This is a genomic window from Pseudomonas sp. R15(2017) (assembly GCF_002112685.1).
GTDB classification, from domain to species: domain Bacteria; phylum Pseudomonadota; class Gammaproteobacteria; order Pseudomonadales; family Pseudomonadaceae; genus Aquipseudomonas; species Aquipseudomonas glycinae.
On record NZ_NEII01000013.1, the window covers coordinates 101,920 to 126,624 of the forward strand.

At 60.6% G+C, this 24,705-nt stretch carries 23 protein-coding genes; 5 read left to right on the forward strand and 18 right to left on the reverse strand.

All coding sequences use genetic code 11. The annotated features are described in order from the left end of the window. Positions 1 to 53 precede the first annotated feature (53 nt). Together ccmB and ccmA are read right to left on the reverse strand one after the other, a co-directional pair. Positions 54 to 722: a heme exporter protein CcmB gene (ccmB, locus tag CAF77_RS24245; RefSeq protein ID WP_011333083.1), complete on the reverse strand. Its 669-nt coding sequence runs from the start codon at positions 720 to 722 to the stop codon at positions 54 to 56. Continuing rightward, the gene (gene ccmA / locus CAF77_RS24250; protein ID WP_007959232.1) at positions 719 to 1,354 is read right to left on the reverse strand and encodes a cytochrome c biogenesis heme-transporting ATPase CcmA; all 636 of its coding nucleotides are present in this window, start codon (positions 1,352 to 1,354) and stop codon (positions 719 to 721) included. Before ccmA ends, ccmB begins: the two co-directional genes overlap by 4 nt. Before the next feature lie 197 nt (positions 1,355 to 1,551). Here ccmA and CAF77_RS24255 point away from each other — a divergent pair, with 197 nt between their 5' ends. Continuing rightward, the gene (locus CAF77_RS24255) at positions 1,552 to 3,126 is read left to right on the forward strand and encodes a flagellar hook-length control protein FliK (protein ID WP_085655453.1); all 1,575 of its coding nucleotides are present in this window, start codon (positions 1,552 to 1,554) and stop codon (positions 3,124 to 3,126) included. After that, entirely contained in the window at positions 3,123 to 3,452 is a 330-nt protein-coding gene (locus tag CAF77_RS24260) for an EscU/YscU/HrcU family type III secretion system export apparatus switch protein (RefSeq protein ID WP_064378633.1), read from the forward strand. Before CAF77_RS24255 ends, CAF77_RS24260 begins: the two co-directional genes overlap by 4 nt. A gap of 172 nt (positions 3,453 to 3,624) precedes the next feature. On the opposite strand, the gene CAF77_RS24265 is transcribed toward CAF77_RS24260, so the two are convergent. The 15 genes from CAF77_RS24265 to CAF77_RS24335 form a co-directional block, all read right to left on the reverse strand. Further along, positions 3,625 to 4,017: a DUF2802 domain-containing protein gene (locus tag CAF77_RS24265; protein WP_039769738.1), complete on the reverse strand. Its 393-nt coding sequence runs from the start codon at positions 4,015 to 4,017 to the stop codon at positions 3,625 to 3,627. After that, entirely contained in the window at positions 4,018 to 4,503 is a 486-nt protein-coding gene (locus CAF77_RS24270) for a chemotaxis protein CheW (RefSeq protein WP_007959223.1), read from the reverse strand. A 73-nt stretch (positions 4,504 to 4,576) separates the two neighbouring features. Next, positions 4,577 to 5,530 (reverse strand): CheW domain-containing protein, encoded by a 954-nt coding sequence (locus CAF77_RS24275; RefSeq protein WP_085655452.1) that lies wholly within the window; start codon positions 5,528 to 5,530, stop codon positions 4,577 to 4,579. A 2-nt stretch (positions 5,531 to 5,532) separates the two neighbouring features. Further along, the gene (locus CAF77_RS24280) at positions 5,533 to 6,321 is read right to left on the reverse strand and encodes a ParA family protein (RefSeq protein WP_011333076.1); all 789 of its coding nucleotides are present in this window, start codon (positions 6,319 to 6,321) and stop codon (positions 5,533 to 5,535) included. Between the two features lie 43 nt (positions 6,322 to 6,364). Further along, positions 6,365 to 7,255: a flagellar motor protein MotD gene (motD, locus tag CAF77_RS24285; RefSeq protein ID WP_011333075.1), complete on the reverse strand. Its 891-nt coding sequence runs from the start codon at positions 7,253 to 7,255 to the stop codon at positions 6,365 to 6,367. A 12-nt stretch (positions 7,256 to 7,267) separates the two neighbouring features. Beyond that, positions 7,268 to 8,008 (reverse strand): flagellar motor protein, encoded by a 741-nt coding sequence (locus CAF77_RS24290; protein ID WP_064384022.1) that lies wholly within the window; start codon positions 8,006 to 8,008, stop codon positions 7,268 to 7,270. Next, positions 8,008 to 9,144 carry a chemotaxis response regulator protein-glutamate methylesterase gene (locus CAF77_RS24295; protein ID WP_085655451.1) on the reverse strand — a complete coding sequence of 379 codons (1,137 nt, stop codon included), beginning with the start codon at positions 9,142 to 9,144 and terminating at the stop codon, positions 8,008 to 8,010. The genes CAF77_RS24290 and CAF77_RS24295 overlap by 1 nt, the downstream gene beginning before the upstream one ends. A 49-nt stretch (positions 9,145 to 9,193) precedes the next feature. Further along, positions 9,194 to 11,461, reverse strand: a complete 2,268-nt coding sequence (locus CAF77_RS24300) for a chemotaxis protein CheA (RefSeq protein ID WP_064378629.1) — start codon at positions 11,459 to 11,461, stop codon at positions 9,194 to 9,196. A 54-nt stretch (positions 11,462 to 11,515) separates the two neighbouring features. Beyond that, entirely contained in the window at positions 11,516 to 12,304 is a 789-nt protein-coding gene (locus tag CAF77_RS24305) for a protein phosphatase CheZ (RefSeq protein WP_064378628.1), read from the reverse strand. 17 nt (positions 12,305 to 12,321) lie between these two features. Then, complete coding sequence (locus CAF77_RS24310) at positions 12,322 to 12,693, reverse strand: chemotaxis response regulator CheY (RefSeq protein WP_064378627.1); 372 nt, start codon at positions 12,691 to 12,693, stop codon at positions 12,322 to 12,324. Positions 12,694 to 12,860: 167 nt separating this feature from the next. Next, positions 12,861 to 13,601, reverse strand: a complete 741-nt coding sequence (gene fliA / locus CAF77_RS24315; protein ID WP_007951959.1) for an RNA polymerase sigma factor FliA — start codon at positions 13,599 to 13,601, stop codon at positions 12,861 to 12,863. Then, on the reverse strand, positions 13,598 to 14,428 hold the full coding sequence (fleN, locus tag CAF77_RS24320) for a flagellar synthesis regulator FleN (protein WP_003222917.1): 831 nt from the start codon (positions 14,426 to 14,428) through the stop codon (positions 13,598 to 13,600). The genes fliA and fleN overlap by 4 nt, the downstream gene beginning before the upstream one ends. A 113-nt stretch (positions 14,429 to 14,541) precedes the next feature. Further along, a complete protein-coding gene (gene flhF, locus CAF77_RS24325; RefSeq protein WP_085655450.1) occupies positions 14,542 to 15,882 on the reverse strand; it encodes a flagellar biosynthesis protein FlhF in 1,341 nt (446 codons plus the stop codon). A gap of 11 nt (positions 15,883 to 15,893) precedes the next feature. Further along, a complete protein-coding gene (gene flhA / locus CAF77_RS24330; RefSeq protein WP_064378626.1) occupies positions 15,894 to 18,023 on the reverse strand; it encodes a flagellar biosynthesis protein FlhA in 2,130 nt (709 codons plus the stop codon). A 186-nt stretch (positions 18,024 to 18,209) separates the two neighbouring features. Further along, positions 18,210 to 18,878: a hypothetical protein gene (locus tag CAF77_RS24335; protein WP_085655449.1), complete on the reverse strand. Its 669-nt coding sequence runs from the start codon at positions 18,876 to 18,878 to the stop codon at positions 18,210 to 18,212. A gap of 528 nt (positions 18,879 to 19,406) precedes the next feature. On the opposite strand from CAF77_RS24335, the gene CAF77_RS24340 reads away from it, so the two are divergent. The 3 genes from CAF77_RS24340 to CAF77_RS24350 all read left to right on the forward strand — a co-directional run bounded on the left by CAF77_RS24340 (position 19,407) and on the right by CAF77_RS24350 (position 23,335). Further along, the gene (locus tag CAF77_RS24340; RefSeq protein WP_085655448.1) at positions 19,407 to 19,766 is read left to right on the forward strand and encodes a DUF6124 family protein; all 360 of its coding nucleotides are present in this window, start codon (positions 19,407 to 19,409) and stop codon (positions 19,764 to 19,766) included. A 241-nt stretch (positions 19,767 to 20,007) separates the two neighbouring features. Then, positions 20,008 to 22,443 (forward strand): Ig-like domain-containing protein, encoded by a 2,436-nt coding sequence (locus tag CAF77_RS24345; protein ID WP_085655447.1) that lies wholly within the window; start codon positions 20,008 to 20,010, stop codon positions 22,441 to 22,443. A 517-nt stretch (positions 22,444 to 22,960) separates the two neighbouring features. Next, positions 22,961 to 23,335: a DUF6124 family protein gene (locus CAF77_RS24350; RefSeq protein WP_064378622.1), complete on the forward strand. Its 375-nt coding sequence runs from the start codon at positions 22,961 to 22,963 to the stop codon at positions 23,333 to 23,335. Positions 23,336 to 23,562: 227 nt separating this feature from the next. On the opposite strand, the gene flhB is transcribed toward CAF77_RS24350, so the two are convergent. Continuing rightward, positions 23,563 to 24,702, reverse strand: a complete 1,140-nt coding sequence (gene flhB, locus CAF77_RS24355; protein WP_064378621.1) for a flagellar biosynthesis protein FlhB — start codon at positions 24,700 to 24,702, stop codon at positions 23,563 to 23,565. Positions 24,703 to 24,705: the final 3 nt, after the last annotated feature.

Consider the following 24,705-nt stretch of genomic DNA (forward strand, 5'->3'; position numbering starts at 1 on the left):
ATCGGTGTGAGCAGTCTCAGGGTCTTTGCTGGTTAATTTTTAACCAGACCTCATTATTCGCCGACGCTGATCTTCAGGCCAGCCGCTATTGCAAAAGGTGTCAGGGTGATTGCCAGGGCGGTCAGGCTACCAAGCCACAACAGATAACCAAGCGCCGGCATGCCCTGCAACGCCGCCTGCAAGGCGCCACTGCCGAGGATCAACACCGGGATGTACAACGGCAGAATCAGCAGCGCCAGCAACAGGCCACCGCGTTTCAGACCGACCGTCAGCGCCGCGCCCACCGCGCCGAGCAAGCTCAGCACCGGTGTTCCCAGCAACAACGAAAGCAGCAATACCGGCAGACACGCAGCCGGCAACCCGAGCATCAACGCCAGTAACGGCGAGAGCAAAACCAGTGCCAGCCCGGAAAAAAGCCAGTGTGCCAGCACCTTGGCCAATACCAGAAGTGGCAGGGGGTGCGGCGAAAGGACCCACTGTTCAAGGGAGCCATCTTCGAAATCACTGCGGAAAAGCCCGTCCAGCGAGAGCAGGACCGACAACAGTGCCGCCACCCAGACTAACCCCGGGGACAAGTTTTGCAATACTTGAGTTTCCGGTCCGACGGCCAGCGGGAACAGCGCGATGACGATGGCGAAGAAAATCAGCGGATTGGCCAGCTCCGCCGGGCGGCGGAACAGCAGTCGGGATTCACGGGCAACCAGCAGGCCGAACACACTCATACCGCCCAATTCCCCAGATCGATGTCGCGATAACCGGCCGGCATCCGGCTCAGCGTGTGGTGGGTGGTGAGCACCACCAGACCGCCCCGTTCGCAGTGCCCGGCCAGGTGTTCTTCAAGCTGTGCCACGCCCTGCTTGTCCAGCGCGGTGAACGGTTCGTCGAGAATCCACAACGGCGGGCTATCGAGATACAACCGCGCCAGCGCCACGCGGCGCTGTTGACCAGCGGACAGACTGTGGCAGGGAACATCCTCGAAACCGCGCAATCCAACCGCCGCCAGGGCCTGCCAGATCGCGTCGCGTTCGGCGGGTTGATGCAGGGCGCAGAGCCAGGCGAGGTTTTCTTCCGGCGTAAGCAAGTCCTTGATCCCGGCAGCATGGCCGATCCACAGCAGGTTGCGCGCCAGCTCGCTGCGTTGCTCGCCCAGTGGCTTGCCGTTGAGCAATACCTGGCCATCGGTCGGCTGCATCAGACCGGCCAGCAAACGCAGCAAACTGGTCTTGCCGCTGCCGTTGGGGCCGCTGATCTGCACCATATCGCCACTGGCCAGTCTCAATTCGAGATTGTCGAAGAGCAGTCTGAGATCACGTTCACACGCGAGGGCGACGGTTTGCAGGACAGGACTGGTCAAGGGATCACGGGCCTTATACGGTTCAAGTCGGCTCTGGCGCGGCCGTTAAAGAGTTGCAGCATAAATGCAATGACGGCTCAATCCAGAGAGCTGCGTCAAACAATTGCTATGTTTTTTGAACGAATGGAAGGACGGGCGGCATTATACATGGCGTCCCCCGCTCTCCCGAGTGCATTTTCCTCAGGTTGTGTCCGCGTATGACAGGCGAAATGAACATCCTCCCGCTCCCGCCCACCACCCCGGCGACCGTTCGCCCGCAGGTGGGTGAGCTGCTGAAGTTGCTGACGCCGGTCGACGGGCTGATTGCCGCCGGCCAGAGCGCAAAAGCCGAGGTGTTGTCGCTCAAGCAGGCGGATCAGACCTTTGAGTTGCTGCTCAAGGTGACGCTGGACAGCGGCCGTCAGACCACCGTGCAGGCGACCAGCAATCTGCCGCTGCCTCAGGGCACCAGTCTGGCGATCACCCAGCCGTCGGCGGGCAATCTGGCGATCACCGTGCAACAGGCCATCGCCAGCAGCGTCGCCACCCTAACCCGCATCGACACCGCGCAACTGCCGGTCGGCACGCTGCTGCAAGGCAAGGTACTGACGGCTCAGGTCTTGCCGCAGGTGCCGGGGCAACCGACGGTGTACCGCTCGATGGTCAGCCTGCTCAACACCGCGTTGAGCGGCAGCACCCTGAGCATCGACAGCCCGCAACCGTTGCGCATCGGCACCCTGCTGTCGGCACTGGTGCAGGACTCGCAGACCCTGAAGTTCCTGCCGCTGAGCAATCGCCAGGAACAACTGGCGGTCAGCCAGCAACTGGTCAGTCAGCAAAGCCGTCAGGGTTCGCTCGATGGCTTGCTGAAAATGCTCCAGAGCCTGCCCCCCGCCACCGACCAGACCTCCCAGGACTTGCGCGCCGCCGTAGACAAACTGCTCGCCAATCTGCCGGACGTGCAGCAACTGAGCACGCCGAAAGGTCTGGCCCAGGCGCTGGCCAACAGCGGCGTGTTCCTCGAAACCAAACTGCTGACCGGGCAGACCCCGACGCTGGCCCCGGACATGAAAGCCGATCTGCTCAAGCTGATCGCCCAACTCACCCCCGGCTTGCCCGGCAATACCAATCTGAATGCGATCATCGCCGCCAACACGCTGGCCCAGGCGCTACCGAGTTTCGTGCGCAACGCCCTCGGCATGCTCGGTCAGGTCAGCGCGAAACCGGTGCCGAGCAGTTTCCCGCTGCCCGACCGGCTGCTGCAAAGTCTGGAAGGCGAAGGCGATCTGGAACATTTGCTGCGCCTGGCCGCAGCTGCCGTGTCGCGCCTGCAAAGTCATCAGCTGTCGAGTCTGGAACAGACCGGCGTGACCGACGACGGCCGCCTGCTCAGCACCTGGCAACTGGAAATCCCGATGCGCAACCTGCAGGACATCGTGCCGTTGCAGGTCAAGTTCCAGCGCGAAGAAGCACCGGAGAAACAGGAAGCCAACGAGCAGCGCCGCGATGAGCGCGAACCGAAGCAGCAACTGTGGCGCGTCGATCTGGCGTTCGACATGGAACCGCTGGGGCCGATGCAGATTCAGGCGCAATTGATCAGCGGCAGCCTGTCCAGCCAGTTGTGGGCCGAGCGGCCGTACACCGCGAGCCTGATCGAAAACAACCTGAGCGCACTGCGCCAGCGTCTGCTGGATTCCGGGCTGAACGTCGGCGACCTCGACTGCCACCTCGGCACCCCGCCGCAAGGCATCCAAACCCGCCTCGAACACCGCTGGGTCGACGAAACCGCATGAATGACACCACCGCTCCACGCCAGGCCATCGCCCTCAAATACGACGGCAGCCACGCCCCGACCCTCACCGCCAAGGGCGACGAAGAACTGGCCGAAGAAATCCTGCGCATCGCCCGCGACTGTGAAGTGCCGATCTACGAAAACGCCGAGCTGGTGAAGTTGCTGGCGCGAATGGAACTGGGCGACAGCATCCCCGAAGAGCTGTACCGCACGATCGCCGAGATCATCGCGTTTGCCTGGAATCTCAAGGGCAAGTTCCCGGCGGGACAGGACCCGAATGCACCGATGGTCGAGAAGGACATCACCGAACGCGGCGACGATTACTGAAGGCAAAAAAAATCGCAGTCATCGATGACTGCGATTTTTTTCGCTGATTGTTCCCACGCTCTGCGTGGGAACACCCGCCCGTGACGCTCTGCGTCACCCTTCACACGCGGAACGCGGAGCGTTCCAAGATGCATTCCCACGCAGAGCGTGGGAACGATCCAGATCGCAAATATCAGTTCTTGTGCAGCTTGCGCATCAACTCCGCCTCAGCCTGGGTCAACCCGCAGGACTGGGTCAGCTCATCGACACTCGCGCCCATTCCCACCAGTTTCGCCGCCTGGGCGAATGACAGGCTGGAAGGATCGCGCTGTTCGAGCTGGGAAAGCTTGTCCGGAATCGGACTGACTACCGCGCGCAGCTCGTGCAGGGCTTCGCCCATGCGCACGTTGCCGTTCTGGTAATCGTCGACACGTTTGGCCAGGTCCCTGATGCGCTGATCACGCAGCGCATCGCCCTGGGCCTGTTGCGCAGCGATCACCCGCTGCGCCTTGATGTACGCCAGAAACATCGCCAGCGTGCCTGCCCAGAACAGGAACAGGACAATGACCGCTACCTCGAGAATCAATCAGATGTTCTCCAGTTCCGACCACTCTTCTTCGCTCATCATCTTGTCCAGCTCGACCAGGATCAGCAACTCGTTGTTCTTGTTGCACACGCCCTGAATGAACTTGGCCGACTCTTCGTTACCGACGTTCGGTGCAGTCTCGATTTCCGACTGACGCAGGTAAACCACTTCCGCCACGCTGTCGACCATGATGCCCACGACCTGCTTGTCGGCTTCGATGATGACGATACGGGTGTTGTCGCTGATCTCACCGCTCATCAGGCCGAAGCGCTGACGGGTGTCGATCACGGTCACCACGTTGCCGCGCAGGTTGATGATGCCCAGCACGTAGCTTGGCGCACCCGGCACCGGAGCGATCTCGGTGTAACGCAGGACTTCCTGAACGCGCATCACGTTGATGCCGTAGGTTTCGTTGTCCAGCTTGAAGGTCACCCATTGCAGGATCGGATCTTCGGAACCCTTTGCCGCCGTAGCCTTGTCGTTCATACCCTAGCCCCTCGAAAAACCGCGCCTGGCGGTGTGTGTTTCGTTCGCCGGCATTTAAATGCCGGTACTGTCTTTATGTCGGTTTGTGGTTCGGCTTACTGCCGGACATGTGCTTTGCCCCACCGCTGGCGATCAACTCGGCCAGTGCGGAAACATCGAGCAAGGCGCACATGTGTTCAATCACCGTGCCGGCGAGCCATGGCCGCTGACCCCGGTGACTTCTCCATTTGATTTCATTCGGGTCCAGGCGCAACGAGCGACTGACCTGATGCACCGCCAGGCCCCACTCGTAACCCTGCACCGAAATCACGTATTGCAGGCCCTGACGGAAATCGTCGCGATAGCGATCCGGCATGACCCAGCGTGCGGTGTCCAGCACCTTCAGGTTGCCGGCCTGACTCGGCAGAATCCCGAGGAACCATTCCGGCTGACCGAACAGCGGCGTCAGCTCATGGCCGGCCAGCGAATAGATCGAGCCCAGACACACCAGCGGCACCGCCAGCGTCAGCCCGGCCACGTCGAACAACAGGCATTCGAACGCTTCCGAAGCCCAGGCCGGACGGCCATCAGTCTCTACCGGTGGCGGCGTGTTACTGGGTGGCAGATGCACTTCCACCAGCGGCGCAACCAGGGTCGGTTCGACCGGGGCTGGCGCAGGCACTTCAGGCTCGGGCTCTGGTACTGCTGGAGCCGGAGGTGATTGCAGAAGTTGAGTTTGCAGCAGCGGTGCCAGGGGCGAGACCACGCGCACCGGCTCAGGCTCTTTGATCAGGGTCGCGGGCGCTTTGGTCACCACAGCGGCAGGCGCTGCAACCGGGACGATCGGCCGGGCGGCTTTTTGCGCATCCCGGGCCTGTTCTTCAAGCACGGCGGCCTGGAATTCATCCAGCGCCGCAGCGGTCTCGACCACCTCGACCGGCGCCACGACTGGTTGCTCGACCTCGTCCGTCACTTCCTGCAGCAAGCCGTCCAGATAGGACTGCAGCGCCAGTTGCGGCTTGGACGTCAGCTTGATCGGCCGATTCATGCTCAAGCCACCTGCGGAACGAGTTGCTGCGCCAGCAGATGCTTGAGCAGCGCGCGGTAAGCCAGCACGCCACGGCTCTTGCCGTCGAACTGCGAAGGCGTGACACCGGCACGACTGGCGTCGCGCAGACGGGTATCGACCGGGATGTAACCCTGCCAGATCTCGTCGGGGAATTTGTCGCGCAGTACGCGCAAGGTGCCCATCGACGCCTGGGTACGGCGGTCGAACAGGGTCGGCACGATACTGAACGGCAGCGCCTGTTTGCGTGAGCGGTTGATCATCGCCAGGGTGTTGACCATGCGCTCCAGGCCTTTGACGGCCAGGTGCTCGGTCTGCACCGGGATCACCAGTTGCTGACTGGCGGCCAGGGCGTTGACCATCAGCACGCCGAGCAACGGCGGGCTGTCGATGATTGCGTAATCGAAGTCCTGCCACAGCTGCGCCAGACTCTTGGCGATCACCAGCCCCAGGCCACTCTGCCCCGGCGATTGGCGCTCGAGGGTGGCCAGCGCGGTGCTCGACGGCAACAGGGAAATGCGCTCATCGCTGGTCGACAGCAGCAGTTGGCCCGGCAGACCTTGCGGCACGCCGCCCTTGTGCAGAAACAGGTCGTAGTTGCTGTGTTCCAGGCTGTCGGGGTCGTAACCGAAATAGCTGGTCATCGAGCCGTGCGGGTCGAGATCGACCACGACCACGCGCTTGCCCGCCTCTGCCAGCAACCCGGCTAAAGCGATGGAAGAAGTGGTTTTACCAACACCACCCTTTTGATTGGCGACTGCCCAGACTCTCATTCGGATCGTTCCTCCCGGCCGGGATACTCGGCCGAGACATGGTTCAGCGTATTAATGCGGGCGACGGAGAATTGACGGCACTCTCGCGTCCCGGCGTCTTGACCGGGGTCGGTGCAGTTTGTGTGCCAGCACGCTTCAACGCGGCATCCGGTTGCGCATGGGCGGTTCCGGTGCCGGTCAGGCTGCGGCGCACATCGAGATTGCGCGACACCACCAGCACCACACGACGGTTCTTCGCCCGGCCTTCGGCGGTGGCGTTGTTGGCCACCGGCTGGAATTCGCCGTAGCCCACTGAGGCCAGGCGGCCAGGGTTCACACCCTGCATCGCCAGCATGCGCACGATGCTCGCCGAACGCGCCGAGGACAGTTCCCAATTGGTCGGGTACTGCGCAGTGCGGATCGGTTGATCGTCGGTGAAGCCTTCGACGTGGATCGGGTTGTCGAACGGTTTGAGGATCGCTGCGACCTTGTCGATGATGTTGAACGCGATGTCGCTCGGCATCGCATCACCGCTGCCGAACAACAGGCTGGAGTTGAGTTCGATCTCGACCCACAGCTCGTTGCCGCGCACGGTCATCTGGTTCGACGAGATCAGGTCGCCGAACGCGGCGCTGATGTCATCGGCGATGCTTTTCAACGGATCGCTGGCCCCGGCGATGCCGGCGTCAACCTGTTCGGCATCCTTGACCAGCGGCTTGGCCGGAGTCACGGTCTTCGGTCGTTCTTCACCGATCGGGATCGGCTTGAGTGCGCGGTCGGAGTCGGTGAAGACCCCGATCAGCGCTTCGGAGATGATCTTGTACTTGCCTTCGTTGATCGACGAGATGGAGTACATCACCACGAAAAAGGCAAAGAGCAAGGTGATGAAGTCGGCGTAGGAAACCAGCCAACGTTCATGGTTTACGTGCTCTTCATGCTGGCGACGACGTGCCATGAGGTCAGTCCCTTAATCCATGAAGCCCTGGAGCTTCAACTCGATGGAGCGTGGGTTTTCACCTTCGGCGATCGACAAAATACCTTCCAACAACATTTCGCGATAACGCGATTGCCGCAACGCGATTGACTTCAGTTTGGCGGCAACCGGCAGCAGCACCAGGTTGGCACTGGCCACACCATAGATGGTGGCGACGAATGCCACGGCGATGCCGTTGCCCAGTTGCGACGGATCGGCCAGGTTGCCCATCACATGGATCAGGCCCATCACCGCACCGATGATGCCGATGGTCGGCGCGTAGCCGCCCATGCTTTCAAACACTTTGGCCGCTTCGACATCGCGGGCTTCCTGGGTGTAGAAATCCACTTCGAGGATGCTGCGGATCGCTTCCGGCTCCGCGCCGTCGACCAGCAGTTGCAGGCCCTTGCGCGAGTAGGCATCAGGCTCAGCATCCGCCACGCCTTCCAGACCCAACAGGCCTTCCTTGCGCGCGGTGAGGCTCCAGTTGACTACGCGGTCGATGCCGCCGGCCAGGTCCACACGCGGCGGGAAAAAGATCCAGGCCAGAATCTGCATGGCGCGCTTGAACGCGCTCATCGGCGATTGCAGCAGCGCGGCACCGATGGTGCCACCGAGCACGATCAGCGCTGCCGGGCCGTTGGCCAGCGCGCCGAGGTGACCACCTTCCAGGTAGTTGCCGCCGATGATGGCGACGAACGCCATGATGATCCCGATAAGGCTTAGAACATCCATCAGACGCACGCCTCGACGATGTGCTTGCCGATATCGTCCAGGCTGTACACCGCGTCGGCGAGGTCAGCCTTGACGATGGCCATCGGCATGCCGTAGATCACGCAACTGGCTTCGTCCTGGGCCCAGACCGTGCTGCCGCACTGCTTGAGCAGGCGTGCGCCTTCACGGCCGTCGGCGCCCATGCCGGTCAGTACGACCGCCAGAACTTTGTCACTGTAGGATTTGGCTGCAGAACCGAAGGTGATGTCCACGCACGGCTTGTAGTTCAGACGCTCGTCGCCCGGCAGGATTTTCACCGCGCCACGGCCGTCGATCATCATCTGCTTGCCACCCGGCGCCAACAGCGCCAGGCCCGGACGCAGGATGTCGCCATCCTCGGCTTCCTTGACGCTGATGCGGCACAGCTTGTCCAGGCGTTCGGCGAAGGCCTTGGTGAAGGCCGCCGGCATGTGCTGGATCAGCACGATCGGTGCCGGGAAGCTGGCCGGCAACTGGGTCAGGACCCGTTGCAGGGCTACCGGGCCGCCGGTCGATGTGCCAATCGCCACGAGCTTGTAGTTCTTGCGTTTCGGGGCCGGCGACGAAGCGCTGGCCGCTGGCGCGCGAGTCGGTGCAGGCGCAGGTGCCGGACGGGCCGGAGCGCTGTGGCTGCCAAAGCTCGACGGCGCCGCTGCCGGAGTCGGCGCAGGCGCAGGTGCAGCGGCAGGCGCCGGCGCACTGTAGGCACTGAAACGACGGTTGCTGCGCGAGATGCTGTGCACCTTCTCGCACAGCAGTTGCTTGACCTTCTCCGGATTGCGGGAGATGTCTTCGAAATTCTTCGGCAGGAAATCCACCGCGCCGGCATCCAGCGCATCCAGGGTGACCCGGGCGCCTTCGTGTGTCAGCGAGGAGAACATCAACACCGGGGTCGGGCAGCGCTGCATGATGTGCCGCACGGCCGTGATGCCATCCATCATCGGCATCTCGTAGTCCATGGTGATCACGTCCGGCTTGAGGGCCAGGGCCTGATCGATCGCCTCTTTACCGTTGGTTGCCGTGCCGACAACCTGGATGCTCGGATCCGCTGAAAGAATTTCCGAGACGCGGCGGCGGAAAAAACCCGAATCGTCCACCACCAGGACTTTGACTGCCATAAACACTCCATTAGGTGCGGCGGGACGTTGTCGCCCCGCCGCCCCGGATTCAAATACGCCGTGCGGCGTAACGCTTGAGCATGCTCGGAACATCGAGAATCAGTGCAATGCGGCCGTCACCGGTGATGGTGGCGCCGGACATGCCCGGAGTTCCCTGGAGCATTTTGCCCAATGGCTTGATGACCACTTCTTCCTGGCCGACCAGTTGATCGACGACGAAGCCGATCCGCTGGGTGCCCACCGAAAGGATCACCACATGGCCTTCGCGCTGCTCTTCGTGAGCGGCGGAGCTGACCAGCCAGCGCTTGAGGTAGAACAATGGCAGCGCCTTGTCCCGCACGATCACCACTTCCTGGCCATCCACCACGTTGGTGGTCGACAGGTCGAGGTGGAAGATTTCGTTGACGTTCACCAGCGGGAACGCGAATGCCTGGTTGCCGAGCATCACCATCAGGGTCGGCATGATCGCCAGCGTCAGCGGCACCTTGATGACGATCTTCGAGCCCTGGCCCTTGGTCGAGTAGATGTTGATCGAACCGTTGAGCTGGGAAATCTTGGTCTTCACCACGTCCATGCCCACACCGCGGCCGGACACATCGGAGATCTCGGTCTTGGTCGAGAAACCCGGGGCGAAAATCAGGTTGTAGCACTCGGTGTCGCTCAGGCGATCGGCGGCATCCTTGTCCATCACACCGCGTTTCACGGCGATGGCGCGCAGGACGTTCGGGTCCATGCCCTTGCCGTCGTCGGAGATCGACAGCAGGATGTGGTCGCCTTCCTGCTCGGCCGCCAGGATCACCTTGCCGCCACGGGCCTTGCCCGAGGCTTCGCGTTCTTCCGGCGACTCGATGCCGTGGTCGACGGCGTTGCGCACCAAGTGGACCAGCGGGTCGGCCAGGGCCTCGACGAGGTTCTTGTCGAGGTCGGTCTCTTCGCCCACCAGTTCCAGGTTGATCTCTTTCTTGAGCTGGCGTGCCAGATCGCGAACCAGACGCGGGAAGCGGCCGAAGACTTTCTTGATCGGCTGCATCCGGGTCTTCATGACGGCGGTCTGCAAGTCGGCGGTGACCACGTCGAGGTTCGACACGGCCTTCTGCATCGACTCGTCGCCGCTGTTCAGGCCCAGGCGCACCAGACGGTTACGCACAAGCACCAGCTCGCCGACCATGTTCATGATTTCGTCGAGACGTGCGGTGTCCACACGCACGGTGGTCTCGGCTTCAGTCGTCGGTTTTTCCGGTGGCGGCGTCGCCGGTGCACGGGCCGGAGCCGGTGCCGCAGCGGCCGGCTTGGCCGGTTCAGCTTTCGGCTCAGGTGTTTTTGCAGCAGGTTTTGCCGCAGCAGCCGGGGCCTTGGCGGCAGGCGCTGCAACCGCCGAAGCATTGCCGGCAGTCACGACGGCACCGGTGGCGACGTCAGTGAACTTGCCTTTGCCATGCAGATCGTCGAGCAGCGATTCGAACTCGTGGTCGGTGATCAGATCGCTACCGGCCGCAGCGGCTGCCGGAGCAGCCGTCGCAGGGACCGCAGCAATCGCCGATTCCAGCGCATCGACGGCAAAGTTGCCCTTGCCGTGCAACTGATCGAGCAAGGCTTCGAATTCGTCGTCGGTGATGTCCGAGCTGTCGCCCGCTGCCGGAGCAGCAGGTGCAGCGGCCGCCGGTGCCACGGCGTCCGCCGCGAACTGGCCCTTGCCGTGCAACTGATCGAGCAACGACTCGAACTCGGCGTCGGTGATTTCATCGCTGGCCGCTTCGGTGGAAGCAGGTGCAGCGGCAGCCGCCGGGGCTTCGGCTTCGGCCTTGACGGCGTTCAGCGAGTCCAGCAACTGTTCAAATTCGTTATCGGTGATGTCACCCGAATCGCCTTCGACGACCAGTTCTTCGATCATCTCGGCAACGGGCGAAGCCGGAACTTCATCCGCCGATTGCGGTTCGGCCAGACGCGCCAGGGCGGCCAGCAGTTCCGGGGTGGCGGCAGTGATCGGGCTGCGATCGCGGACTTCGCTGAACATGCTGTTCACCGCGTCCAGCGCTTCGAGCACCACGTCCATCAGTTCTGCATCTACGCGTCGTTCGCCCTTGCGCAGGATGTCGAACACGTTTTCGGCGATGTGACAGCACTCCACCAGCTCGTTGAGCTGAAGGAAGCCGGCGCCCCCTTTTACAGTGTGGAAACCGCGAAAAATTGCGTTGAGCAGATCTGCGTCATCCGGGCGGCTTTCCAGCTCGACCAGTTGTTCGGACAGTTGCTCAAGAATCTCGCCGGCCTCAACCAGGAAATCCTGAAGGATCTCTTCATCGGCGCCGAAGCTCATTAATGGGGTGCTCCTACAGGTCTAAAAACCCAAAAAACCTATAATTCCAAAACTCTAGAATCCAAGGCTGGATAACAAATCGTCCACATCGTCCTGACCGGACACAACGTCTTCTCGTTTATCGGCATGAATCTGCGGACCTTCACCCTGCGAGAGATGTTTTTGTGGATCTTTTTCAGCAAGCATCGCCGCACGGTCATGTTCGATGCCCGCAAAGCGGTCCACCTGGCTGGCCATGAGCACGAGCTTGAGCAGGTTGCTTTCGACTTCGGTGACCAACTGGGTCACGCGTTTGATCACCTGGCCGGTGAGATCCTGGTAATCCTGGGCGAGCAGAATGTCGTTCAGATTGCTCGACACCGCGCGGTTGTCCGCGCTGCTGCGTGCCAGAAAACCGTCGACCCGGCGCGCCAGCTCACGGAACTCCTCAGCCCCGACCTCACGGCGCATGAAGCGGCTCCAATCGGCGCTCAAGGCCTGGGCTTCGTCAGCCAGGCCATTGACCACGGGGGTCGCGCTTTCCACCAGATCCATGGTGCGGTTGGCGGCAGCTTCGGTCAGTTTGACCACGTAGCCCAGGCGCTCGGTAGCGTCGGTGATTTGCGACACTTCCTCAGCCTGCGGCATGTGCGGATCGATCTGGAAGTTGACGATCGCACTGTGCAGTTCACGCGTGAGCTTGCCCACTTCCTGGTACAGGCCACGGTCACGGGTCTGATTGAGCTCATGGATCAGTTGCACGGCGTCGCCGAACTTGCCTTTTTCAAGGCTTTCGACCAGTTCGACTGCGTGTTTTTTCAGGGTCGACTCGAAATCGCCCAATGAAGATTCGTTATGCTCCATAGCTCCCCCGCGCGTCATCAGCCGATGCGTTCGAAAATCTTCTCGATTTTTTCTTTCAGCGCCTGAGCCGTGAAAGGTTTGACCACGTAGCCGTTAACGCCGGCCTGGGCCGCTTCGATGATCTGCTCGCGCTTGGCTTCAGCAGTCACCATCAGCACCGGCAGGTGCTTGAGCTTTTCATCGGCGCGCACGTGGCGCAGCAGATCGATGCCGGTCATGCCGGGCATGTTCCAGTCGGTCACCAGAAAGTCGATGCTGCCGCTGTTGAGCACCGGAATGGCAGTGACGCCATCGTCGGCTTCAACGGTGTTGGTGAACCCGAGATCACGCAACAGGTTCTTGATGATCCGCCGCATCGTTGAGAAGTCATCAACGATGAGGATTTTCATGTCTTTGTTCAATTCGACCTCCAAGCAGTCTTAAACGCGCCCAGCACCTGGACGCGCCATTTCAATCAATCCGGCAAAACACTCGATGACTGTCTGGAGCACAACAGAGCAAGACCGGTGCCGTTCACCACCGCACCAGCCTCGTTCGCAGTGTCCCCACACTGCCTTCAGCGCGCTCGCCACTCCCCCAAACGCCCCCGCAAGCGGGCCGCGCACTGGCTGTGTAACTGACTGACCCGCGATTCACTGACGCCAAGGACTTCACCGATCTCCTTGAGGTTCAGCTCTTCGTCGTAGTACAGCGCCAACACCAGTCGCTCACGCTCCGGCAAATTGGCAATCGCGTCCGCCAGCGCGGCCTGGAAACGTTCGTCTTCCAGATCGCGCGACGGCTCCAGATGAGCACTGGCGCCATCCTCGTGCAGCCCTTCGTGTTCGCCGTCCTGCAACAGGTCGTCGAAACTGAACAGGCGGCTGCCCAGGGTGTCGTTCAAAATCCCGTAGTAATCGTCGAGACTCAATTGGAGTTCGGCCGCAACCTCATGATCTTTAGCGTCACGGCCGGTTTTAGCTTCAATCGAGCGAATCGCGTCGCTGACCATACGGGTATTGCGGTGAACCGAGCGCGGAGCCCAGTCCCCTTTTCGGACTTCATCGAGCATCGCGCCGCGGATCCGGATGCCCGCGTACGTTTCAAAACTGGCACCCTTGCTGGCGTCGTATTTGGTCGAGACTTCGAGCAAACCGATCATCCCGGCCTGGATCAAGTCTTCGACCTGCACACTGGCCGGCAACCGCGCCAGCAAGTGGTAGGCGATGCGTTTGACCAGTGGCGCGTAACGCTCGATCAACTCGTACTGCGCGTCACGCGCCGACTTTTTGTAAAGGTTCATACCGCTGGCGGTCATAGCACAGGTCCTGCCGTTTGCTGCACGAGGCGCTCGACGAAAAATTCGAGGTGGCCGCGCGGGTTGGCGGGCAGCGGCCAGGTGTCGACCTTCTGTGCGATCGCCTTGAACGCCAGTGCGCACTTGGAACGCGGGAAGGCTTCATAGACCGCACGCTGCTTCTGCACCGCCTTGCGCACGCTTTCGTCGTAGGGCACCGCGCCGACGTATTGTAGGGCGACGTCGAGGAAGCGATCCGTGACCTTGGTCAACTTGGCGAACAGATTGCGACCTTCCTGCGGGCTCTGAGCCATGTTGGCCAGGACGCGGAAGCGGTTCATGCCGTAATCGCGGTTGAGCAGCTTGATCAGCGCGTAGGCGTCGGTGATCGAGGTCGGCTCGTCGCAGACCACCAGCAACACTTCCTGCGCTGCGCGAACAAAACTGACTACCGAGTCACCAATACCCGCAGCGGTGTCGATCACCAGCACGTCGAGATTGTCGCCGATGTCGCTGAACGCCTGAATCAGGCCGGCATGCTGGGCCGGGCTCAGGTGAACCATGCTCTGGGTGCCGGAAGCGGCCGGCACGATGCGGATCCCGCCGGGGCCCTGCAACAGCACGTCGCGCAGCTCGCAGCGGCCTTCGATCACGTCGGCCAGGGTGCGTTTGGGTGTGAGGCCCAGCAGAACGTCGACGTTCGCCAGCCCCAGGTCGGCGTCCAGCAGCATGACCCGACGGCCAAGCTCTGCCAGGGCCAGGGACAAGTTCACTGACACATTAGTCTTGCCGACGCCACCTTTGCCGCCGGTCACCGCGATCACCTGTACGGGATGCATGCTGCCCATGTTATTTCTTTACCTTGTCTTGCATAGACGGAGGCCACATTACTGGCTGCGCGTTCACAACCGGAACAATGCGTGGCAGGCCATCGATGTAGGTACGAAAACTGTTCATTACCTCAGCCAACCTGCTTGGTCGGACTGTGGTAGATATCAGCGAACATGTCAGCCATGGCTTCTTCGCTGGGTTCTTCCTGCATTTGCACGCTGACGGCGCGACTGACCAGTTGATGACGCCGCGGCAGATGCAGATCATCCGGAATCCGTGGGCCATCGGTCAGGTAGGCAACCGGCAGTTCGTGACTGATCGCCAGGCTCAACACTTCGCCCAGACTGGCCGTCTCATCCAGTTTAGTCAGGATGCAGCCGGCAAGCCCGCAACGCTTGTAACTGTGATAAGCGGCGGTTAGAACCTGTTTTTGGCTGGTGGTTGCCAGAACCAGATAATTTTTTGACCGAATGCCACGACCGGCCAGACTTTCCAGCTGCATGCGCAGGGCCGGATCGCTGGCTTGCAGGCCGGCGGTGTCAATCAGCACCACGCGTTTGCGCAGCAGTGGATCCAGCGCCTGCACCAGGGACTGGCCCGGATCGACGTGGGTCACCGACACATTGAGGATGCGGCCCAGCGTCTTGAGTTGCTCCTGAGCACCGATACGGAAACTGTCCATGCTCACCAGCGCGATGTTCTGCGCGCCGTACTTGAGCACGTAGCGGGCGGCCAGTTTGGCCAGGGTGGTGGTCTTGCCCATGCCGGCCGGGCCGACCATCGCAATCACCCCGCCCTCTTCCAGCGGCTCGACTTCCGGCACGGTAATCATCCGCGCCAGGTGCGCCAGCAGCATGCGCCAGGCCTGACGCGGTTCGTCGATCTCGGTGATCATCGACAGCAGATCACGGGACAGCGGGCCGGACAGACCGATGCGTTGCAGACGACGGTACAGATTGGCCTGGGCCGGACGGCTGCCTTGCAGCTGGTTCCAGGCCAGGGTGCCGAGTTGCACTTCCATCAGTTCGCGCAGGCTGTTGAGTTCGAAACGCATCGAGTCCAGTGCACGCGGATCGACGCCAGCGGAAACCGCTGCAGGCGCTGGTGCCGGACGAGCCGGCGCTTCGTAGGTCGGTTCGGTCAGCGGTTCGGCAGCGGTCAGCGGCAGGCCCGCCGTCAACGGCAGCCCGGCGAACAACTGGCGATTGGTGTTGCCGTCGGCTTCGCCACGCAGGCTCAGCTCGGCCTGGGCGGTGACGATGCGCGACTGGGTCTTGCGCAGCTCATCCTCGAGTTCCATGTTCGGAACACGCGGGGCCAGCGCAGACAGTTTGTAATCGAGCGCCGCGGTCAGCTCGACGCCGCCGGCGATGCGGCGGTTGCCAATGATGGCGGCATCAGCACCCAGCTCATCACGAACCAGCTTCATGGCCTGACGCATATCGGCGGCGAAAAAACGCTTAACTTGCATAAACCACTACCTCAGCCGTTGGGCCCTACTGTCGCAACGATGGTCACTTGCTTGTTGTCCGGAATTTCCTGGTAGGCCAGCACATGCAGTCCGGGAACTGCCAGGCGACCAAAGCGCGAGAGCATCGCGCGAACCGGGCCTGCTACCAACAGGATCACCGGCTGACCTTGCATTTCCTGGCGCTGCGCCGCTTCGATCAGCGAACGCTGCAGCTTCTCGGCCATGCTCGGCTCCAGCAGAACGCCCTCTTCCGAGCCTTGTCCTGCCTTCTGCAGACTATTGAGCAATATTTGTTCCAACCTTGGCTCCAGCGTGATAACTGGCAGCTCCGACTCAGTCCCTACAATGCTTTGGACGATGGCGCGGGATACGCCGACCCGCACAGCGGCCACCAAAGCGGCGGTATCTTGACTCTTGGCGGCATTGTTGGCGATGGCTTCGGCAATGCTGCGGATATCGCGCACCGGCACGTGTTCGGCCAGCAACGCCTGCAGCACTTTGAGCAACTGCGACAGCGTGACCACGCCCGGCACCAGCTCTTCGGCCAGTTTCGGCGAGCTCTTGGCCAGCAATTGCATCAATTGCTGCACTTCTTCGTGACCGATCAGCTCGCTGGAGTGCTTGTACAGAATCTGGTTCAAGTGGGTCGCAACCACGGTGCTGGCGTCCACCACGGTGTAACCGAGCGATTGCGCCTGGGCGCGCTGGCTGACTTCGATCCACACCGCCTCCAGGCCGAAAGCCGGATCTTTGGCGGTAATACCGTTGAGCGAGCCATAGACCTGCCCCGGGTTGATCGCCAGTTCGCGATCCGGGTAAATCTCGGCTTCGGCCAGGATCACGCCCATCAGGGTCAGGCGATAGGCGCTTGGCGCCAGATCGAGGTTGTCGCGGATGTGCACGGTCGGCATCAGAAAGCCCAGATCCTGCGAGAGCTTCTTGCGCACGCCCTTGATCCGCGCCAGCAATTGCCCGCCCTGATTGCGGTCCACCAGCGGAATCAGGCGGTAGCCGACTTCCAGGCCGATCATGTCGATCGGGGTCACGTCGTCCCAGCCCAGCTCCTTGGTTTCCATGGCGCGGGCCGGCGACGGCAGCAGCTCCTGTTGACGTTTGACCTCTTCCAGCGCGATGACCTTGGCCACGTTCTGCTTCTTCCAGAACAGGTAAGCGCCACCGGCCGCCAGGGCAGCCATGGTCAGGAACGAGAAGTGCGGCATGCCCGGCACCAGGCCCATGACCGCCATCAGACCGGCGGCGACGGCCAGCGCTTTCGGCGAGGCGAACATCTGCCGATTGATCTGCTTGCCCATGTCTTCCGAGCCGGAAGCACGGGTCACCATGATCGCCGCCGCTGTAGATAACAACAGTGATGGCAATTGCGCCACTAAACCGTCACCGATGGTCAGCAAGGCGTAAACCTTGCCCGCGTCGGCGAAAGTCATGTTGTGCTGGAAGATACCGACAGCCATGCCGCCGATCAGGTTGATGAACAGAATCAGCAGGCCGGCGATGGCGTCACCACGGACGAACTTGCTGGCACCGTCCATCGAGCCGTAGAACTCTGCCTCCTGGGCCACTTCCTGACGACGGGCCTTGGCCTGCGCCTGGTCGATCAGACCGGCGTTGAGGTCGGCGTCGATTGCCATTTGCTTGCCGGGCATCGCGTCGAGGGTGAAACGCGCGCTCACCTCGGAGATCCGGCCAGCACCCTTGGTCACCACGACGAAGTTGATGATCATCAGGATCGCGAAGACCACGATACCGACCACGTAGTTACCGCCGATCACCACCTCACCGAAGGCCTGGATTACCTTACCGGCGGCGGCGTGGCCGTCCTGACCGTGGAGCATCACCACCCGCGTCGACGCCACGTTCAGCGCCAGTCGCAACAGCGTCGCCACCAGCAGGATCGTCGGGAACACCGCAAAATCCAGCGGCCGCAAGGCGTACACGCAGACCAGCAGCACGACGATCGACAGGGCAATGTTGAAGGTGAAGAACACGTCGAGCAGGAACGGCGGTACCGGCAACATCATCATCGCCAGCATGACCAGCAGCAACAGCGGCACACCCAGATTGCCTCGACTGAGGTCGGCAACATTCGAGCGAGCAGTGTTGAATAACTGAGAGCGATCCACCGGTTTTCCCCGTTCCTTTAAAGCAAACTTTTGACGCCCGAAGCGGGCGCAGGGCGGCTACTGCAAGAAGCCTTCCAACTTTTGCCAAGGCGTGAAACAGAGGGGTGATGAATGCACAAAGGGGCGGCACGCACGTCGTACGCCCGCCCCTGTTCAGCGATGTTCACTGAGATGAAACCCCGATAGTCAACTGGCTACCAGAATGTGCGCCGAAGTGATCGGACCGAAAGAGAGGGCTGCATTATCCAGATAGCGCGTGCCCCTGAACACGCCGTGACCACCGACATCGACAACATCCTCCTCCGTATACATCAGCACCGCCATGGTGACAGGCGCGACATCAGTGGACTTCACATGACCTTCCATCAGATTCAAGGCCCATCCGAAAAGTATGATTGGCAGGTCGCTGATTTCAATCGGAAGAGCCCCCGCATCCAGCCGAAAGTACTGCCGCGTTGTGATGCGCAATTGGTTGCCGACTACCGTGAACGAGGGTTTTCCATATCGTTGCTCTACAGGCCCGCCATCACTCGCCCACTGGTCCATGTAATAAATGGGGTCGGTAAATAGAGCGAACAACGACGGGTTATCGCGGATATTACCGGCTGCGCCAAAGAAGTAGTTGTAGGAGTAGTGATACGCAAACCCGGCCAGTTCAGGCCGGATCGCATTGATGGGATTATCCAGATAACTCGGAATGAACTGATTGGCCATGACCAGAAAGTTGAGAAAGTCCAGTTTCAGGTTGAACGTCACCTCATAGAAGATGGCGCGCTCGCCTGCGTCCCTTTCCAGCTTCCCCGAAACGAACTCCATCTCCATGCCCGGCAGTTTTCGGTAAACGCGCCTTGTCATGTTCTACCCCGAATTTCCAGTGAATGAGTTATCAACCACTGCGCTCGCAGAGTGCGAATAGGCAACGGCGTGAATTGCGGGTTTATGAGGCGCCAGGAAACAACACGCGTCTACTGTCAGAACTAACAGGTGGAGGGTCTTTTCAGACCGGCGGCACCAAGCGCCCCTTAAACTGCGGTGTTTAAAAGACACCTTCAGACACGCCTTACAGGCTACGAATCCTTGCGCCGTTGCCTACGGCTACGCCAGAATCCGCCGGCTTGTGCGCTGTGGGGTCGGGTTCTATTGTGGATCGGTCGCTGACGAATCAGCGATCGGGTTTAGCGATCCGGCACTTTACAGACACAACATGCCCAGTCTCGATTGCAGGTTTTTCCTTCCTACAATTGGCGTCATGGTGGCTGTGCGCGGGAGACCTTAGGGTCTACCCGGGGTTCCTGTGGCCCGGATCGCTAACCTGCGTACAGCCGCCACCTTTACTTGTTTAGCGATGAGCCGTGGCGGCTAAATCAACCACGGAGCTTCACCATGATCAAACCAACACCCAATCCACCCGAAACCGACCCCGCCTCGCCCTACGAATCCGCCGATTCCAGAAAGCTTCACGAAGCCGCCGACCGCGCCCTGGATCACTATCTCTGCCCGCCCGGCTCCACGCCACCACCGCGCAAAAACCGCAGAATGTATGCCGTCACCGCGGACTTCAAAAACGAAGAGCTGCTGGCCGATGCCTGCGAAACCCTGGCCTCAGCCAGAACCATCGTCAATGACTTCACCCACCTCATGCCTGCCTCGCAGCGCGGGACATTGGTGGGGATTACGCAACTGATCATGCTCGGCGAACTGGCGGTGAATCGGGTGCTGGACAATCTGGAAATACCGAATTAACACGTAGCCACTGATGCCCCCCTGTGGGAGTGAGCTTGCTCACGAAGGCTGACTTACAGGCAACACATCTTTCCAGACAAAAAGAACCGCCGTTCCGAATCAACCGGGACGGCGGTTTTTTCATACAGTACACGACCACTAGTCGTTAAACCGTCGACACCTGCCAGATCTGACAGGTGCGCAATCTGCAATTAAGCGCTCTGATAACCCTGCCCGTTCCCGCCGCGCAGGAGCCTCATCCATGACCACCTCAACCCCACCGGACAACACCGTTCTCGTCCTTAGCCCGCCAATAGTCAACGGCCAGACCACGCCCGTGGCAGGTGCACATATCGGCGTGCCCCTGGTGGCCTATGATCTGGTCACCGACGGTGAAGGCGCCGTTGTCCTCGTCGACCCACCGTTGGCGGGCAACATGGATCCCGACGACGTCATGGAGCTTTGGCTTGAGAATGAAACGGCCGCACTGGACAGCGAAACCATTGTCGATCCGGACGTGCGCACCACGTTGCGCATTCCCAAGGGTCGCCTGCATCCGGACAAGGTCAACATGTTGTACTACACCGTCAGGCGCGGCAGCGCCAATCGAGGCACATCCACACCACCGCTGGAAATCCTCTACAACCGCATCCGTCCCGGCCTGAAGGATCGCCTGACCGATCCCGGTGGCCACTCTGAACTCAAGCTCCTTCTGCCTGACGCGATCAAGAACGGCGTCGGCCCGGATTTCGTCAGCGCCGAAGTGTGTGTGGCCTATCCATATTGCCGGGCGTATGACCTCATCACCCTCAAGTGCAATGGCGAACTGCTGGAGCCCAAGCCCAAGGTCGATCCGAATCAGGCGCCGCAACCGCCGAATCCCGGTGACGAAATCCCCATTACCATTTGCTTCACCATCACCCGGGCCTATCTGGACAAGGCGAAACGTCAGGACAAAAAACTGCATTTCTCCTACACCATCACCGATCAGCTCGGCAACAGCCCGGACACCGATGCACCGTGGTCGCCGGTGCAGACGGTAGATGAGGACCTGGATGGTACGCGTCTGCCAATGGCGATCCTGTTGGAGCGGATGGAGGATTATCCCGGCGACGACGCCGAGGAAATCGATCTGGTGAAACTGGCGGGCAAGCCATTGCTGCTGGTGGTCCTGACGATAGACCCGCGCTTTGTCGCGGGCTATGAAGTCATCGCGACGTACACAGCGAAAAACACGGGGCAACCCGCTGATGTGGTGGTTACCGTCAGCGGCAAAGTCGAAGCGGATCCGTTCGGGCAGAAAAAACCCTGCATCCTTGAAGTGCCGAACAACAAGATCTTTGCCGGTAGCAACGTCATCGTGACTTACGAACTGCGCAAGCCGAACGGTGATCTGGTGGGCACTTCCAAACTGGCGAATGCCACAGTAACAGGGACAGCCCCGGTCAATCTGAAGCCGCCAACACTGGTGGCACCGGCGACCAACCCCATTGATGTGCTGTCCTACGAAAACGGAGTCACCGTGCGCGTCGAACACCTGTCAGCGTTGCCGGGTGACCAGGCTCGGTTGCTGGAAGTTAACTCGTTACCCGGCACAGAACCCTTTCCATTACTGACACTCAACGAGAACAAACGCGCCAACTTCAAACTTGACCCAGCGTTTCTCGTGGCACGGCGCGGGTCAACCATGAAGTTGCGCTGGGAACTGGTTCGCGGAGGAAAACCCGAAGACGAATCTACTGATTTGGCGCTGACCATCCGACCTGTCGCCGAGAATGATCCGCGCTTGCCGACACCCAATATCGCCGGCAATACGAGTTCAGAGCTGAAGGTTCAAGAACTCACAACAGATGCGCGGATTCACGCAGCGAAGTGGCCGCTGTTCGAGCCTGGGCAGCCGATCTGGGTGAAGTGTTCAGGCTTTGACAAGAACGGCAATCCAGTCAGCAAGGAGGTCAGGTCGGGAGAGCTTAATGATTCAGTGGATGGTTTGTCGGTAGAGGCGCCGGTTGAATGGCTTAAGGGCCTCAAAGACGGGACTGAACTGACGACCAAGGTAGAAGTAAATCTGGATAGGATCGTCGATGCCGACACGGCGGTGGCGTTGCCATTGCGCACTTATACCGTCAAGGCATTGCATCCTTTCACCATAGAACCCACCCTCATGGAGCTTAATGGCCTGAACGTCAACGCGGACTTTCTTGCCCTGACCGGAACCCCTGCACCCGGCACGACACAAACACGGGTTCCAACTTCTGGAGATGGCGGCTACTACTATTTTTCCAACGCTACCGATGTCGCGACAGTTAATGGTGTCGGGCTGGTCAGCGGTCTCAAAAACGGCGATGCGACTATTACCGTGCGAGAAAACAGCACTCAACGTGAAGTTTCGTTCCCCGTCAAAGTACAAAATGTTGTACGCCTTGTCATGACCCCTACACATACCTACAGCATCAGCGCAGCTATCAACTGGATGAATTCAATCGGCGGATCACCTGTTTCAAATGCAGCAATCGATGTGCTGAAAATCAAATACAGACCACTGGTATCCAGCGCAGGCGGCTGGCTATGTCGTAATGATGGATGTGGCGCCGGACAATACCTTGCGGTCGCAACCAATAACCCGAACGCATGGTCCATCGTCTGTTTCACTGGCAATAACTCACAGGCACATGGCTGGTGTCTCCTGCCTGGCTGAGCTTGACGTGCAACAAACGGCACGCGCGCTCGACGCAAAGGAAATAAGAAAGAAGGGGACATATTTATTTACCAGCAAAGTCGCTTCCACAGGGAAATGCATTCCAAAGGTGGGAGCGAGTTTGCTCGCGAAGGCGCCCGAGAAATCAGCACAAAATGTCTTTTAAACTCGTACGTTTAAAAGACACCTTCAGACACGCCTTACAGGCCACGAATCCTTGCGCCATTGCCTACAGCTACGCCAGAATCCGCCGGCTTGTGCGCCTTGGGGTCGGGTTCTATTGTGGTTCGGTCGCTGACGAATCAGCGATCGGGTTTAGCGACTCGAATCATAAATAGGTGCACCAGCGCTCGATGCCTTGTCGCAGGTTCAATGTCTGCAACTCCGCTATGGTGGCTGTATGCGGGAGACCCTCGGGTCTGCCGGGTGCCTATAACCGGTTCGCTAACCTGCGTACAGCCGCCACCTTACTGTTTAGCGACAGTTCTGGGCGGCTCCACTTTATAGGAGCTTCACCATGATCAAACCCACACCCAACCCACCCGTAACTGACCCCGCCTCGCCCTACGAATCCGCCGATTCCAGAAAGCTTCACGAAGCCGCCGACCGCGCCCTCGATCACTATCTCTGCCCGCCCGGCTCCACGCCACCACCGCGCAAAAACCGCAGAATGTACGCCGTCACCGCGGACTTCAAAAACGAAGAGCTGCTGGCCGATGCCTGCGAAACCCTGGCCTCAGCCAGAACCATCGTCAATGACTTCACCCACCTCATGCCCGCCTCGCAGCGCAGGACGCTGGTGGGGATTGCGCAACTGATCATGCTCGGCGAACTGGCGGTGAATCGGGTGCTGGATAATCTGGAAATACCGCCGTCGCAGGTCTCCGTGTAAAGGCTTGATAGATGTGTCGTGGCGACTGACGCCTTCGCGGGCAAGCCCGCTCCCACAGTGATTTGTGGTGTGCTCATATTTTCCGAGCGACGCTAAACCTGTGGGAGCGGCGGTGCGACGATTCGACTTGCCCGCGAAGGCGGCCTCACAAGCACCACAGATCATCGGGTATGAAAAAACCGCCATCAGGTTCAACCGGATGGCGGTTTTTTTTGTTTGATCACAAATCAGGAATCGCGCCGCAGATCCGGCGGGATCGGCAGGTCGTCCTTGAGCGGTTCCGGGAATTTGCCCTTGCCCGCGCGGTGCTGACGGATCTGGTAGACGTAGGCCAGTACCTGGGCGACCGCCAGGTACAGCCCGCCGGGGATTTCTTCTTCCAGCTCTGTGGAGTAGTAGATCGAACGCGCCAGCGCTGGCGATTCCAGGAGCATGACGTTGTTGGCCACGGCGATTTCGCGGATCTTCAGCGCCAGGAAGTCGCTGCCCTTGGCCAGCAGCATCGGCGCCCCGCCCTTCTCGGCGTCGTACTTGAGTGCCACGGCGTAGTGGGTCGGGTTGGTGATAACCACGTCGGCATCCGGAATCGCCGCCATCATCCGCCGCTGCGACATCTCGCGCTGGAGCTGGCGAATGCGCTGCTTGACCTCCGGCCGACCTTCCTGATCCTTGTGCTCGTCGCGCACTTCCTGCTTGGTCATCTTGAGCTTCTTGATGCTTTCCCAGATCTGCACGGGCACGTCGACGGCGGCGATGATGATCAACCCGCAGGCCAGCCACAGCGAACTCCAGCCCACCAGTTGCAAGCTGTGAATGATCGCCCGATCCAGCGGCTCGTGGGCGATGCGCAGCAGGTCGTCGATGTCCGAATTGAGCACCACCAGCGCCACACCCAGCGTGATGAGAAACTTGGCCAGCGCCTTGAGCAGTTCGACCACGGCCTTCATCGAGAACATCCGCTTGAGGCCTGCCGCCGGGTTCATCCGGCTGAACTTGGGCGCCAGCGAACCGGCGGCAAACAACCAGCCGCCCAGCGCAATCGGCCCGAGGAATGCCGCCAGCAACAGAGTAATCATGATCGGCTGGATCGCCAGCAATGCCTGCAATCCGGAGTTCATCAGGAACGTCGCCATCGAGCGCTCGTCCATGATCACTTCCCGCGACAGCGTGAAGTTCTGGCGCATCAGATCCATCAATTCCTGCGCCAGCATCCCGCCAAAAATCAGCAGTGCGGCAGAGCCGGCGAGCATGATCGCCAGCGTGTTGAGCTCCTTGGAACGGGCAATCTCACCCTTTTCCCGGGAGTCCTTTTTGCGCTTCTCCGTGGGGTCTTCTGTTTTGTCCTGACCGCTTTCGCTCTCAGCCATGAC

What these genes read in the sequence shown, in the direction of transcription:
- ccmB (WP_011333083.1), bottom strand. Translation starts at nt 722, where the DNA reads ATGAGTGTGTTCGGCCTGCTGGTTGCCCGTGAATCCCGACTGCTGTTC.
- CAF77_RS24255 (WP_085655453.1), top strand. Translation starts at nt 1,552, where the DNA reads ATGACAGGCGAAATGAACATCCTCCCGCTCCCGCCCACCACCCCGGCG.
- CAF77_RS24260 (WP_064378633.1), top strand. Translation starts at nt 3,123, where the DNA reads ATGAATGACACCACCGCTCCACGCCAGGCCATCGCCCTCAAATACGAC.
- CAF77_RS24270 (WP_007959223.1), bottom strand. Translation starts at nt 4,503, where the DNA reads ATGAACGACAAGGCTACGGCGGCAAAGGGTTCCGAAGATCCGATCCTG.
- CAF77_RS24275 (WP_085655452.1), bottom strand. Translation starts at nt 5,530, where the DNA reads ATGAATCGGCCGATCAAGCTGACGTCCAAGCCGCAACTGGCGCTGCAG.
- CAF77_RS24280 (WP_011333076.1), bottom strand. Translation starts at nt 6,321, where the DNA reads ATGAGAGTCTGGGCAGTCGCCAATCAAAAGGGTGGTGTTGGTAAAACC.
- motD (WP_011333075.1), bottom strand. Translation starts at nt 7,255, where the DNA reads ATGGCACGTCGTCGCCAGCATGAAGAGCACGTAAACCATGAACGTTGG.
- CAF77_RS24290 (WP_064384022.1), bottom strand. Translation starts at nt 8,008, where the DNA reads ATGGATGTTCTAAGCCTTATCGGGATCATCATGGCGTTCGTCGCCATC.
- CAF77_RS24295 (WP_085655451.1), bottom strand. Translation starts at nt 9,144, where the DNA reads ATGGCAGTCAAAGTCCTGGTGGTGGACGATTCGGGTTTTTTCCGCCGC.
- CAF77_RS24300 (WP_064378629.1), bottom strand. Translation starts at nt 11,461, where the DNA reads ATGAGCTTCGGCGCCGATGAAGAGATCCTTCAGGATTTCCTGGTTGAG.
- CAF77_RS24305 (WP_064378628.1), bottom strand. Translation starts at nt 12,304, where the DNA reads ATGGAGCATAACGAATCTTCATTGGGCGATTTCGAGTCGACCCTGAAA.
- CAF77_RS24310 (WP_064378627.1), bottom strand. Translation starts at nt 12,693, where the DNA reads ATGAAAATCCTCATCGTTGATGACTTCTCAACGATGCGGCGGATCATC.
- fliA (WP_007951959.1), bottom strand. Translation starts at nt 13,601, where the DNA reads ATGACCGCCAGCGGTATGAACCTTTACAAAAAGTCGGCGCGTGACGCG.
- fleN (WP_003222917.1), bottom strand. Translation starts at nt 14,428, where the DNA reads ATGGGCAGCATGCATCCCGTACAGGTGATCGCGGTGACCGGCGGCAAA.
- flhF (WP_085655450.1), bottom strand. Translation starts at nt 15,882, where the DNA reads ATGCAAGTTAAGCGTTTTTTCGCCGCCGATATGCGTCAGGCCATGAAG.
- CAF77_RS24335 (WP_085655449.1), bottom strand. Translation starts at nt 18,878, where the DNA reads ATGACAAGGCGCGTTTACCGAAAACTGCCGGGCATGGAGATGGAGTTC.
- CAF77_RS24340 (WP_085655448.1), top strand. Translation starts at nt 19,407, where the DNA reads ATGATCAAACCAACACCCAATCCACCCGAAACCGACCCCGCCTCGCCC.
- CAF77_RS24345 (WP_085655447.1), top strand. Translation starts at nt 20,008, where the DNA reads ATGACCACCTCAACCCCACCGGACAACACCGTTCTCGTCCTTAGCCCG.
- CAF77_RS24350 (WP_064378622.1), top strand. Translation starts at nt 22,961, where the DNA reads ATGATCAAACCCACACCCAACCCACCCGTAACTGACCCCGCCTCGCCC.
- flhB (WP_064378621.1), bottom strand. Translation starts at nt 24,702, where the DNA reads ATGGCTGAGAGCGAAAGCGGTCAGGACAAAACAGAAGACCCCACGGAG.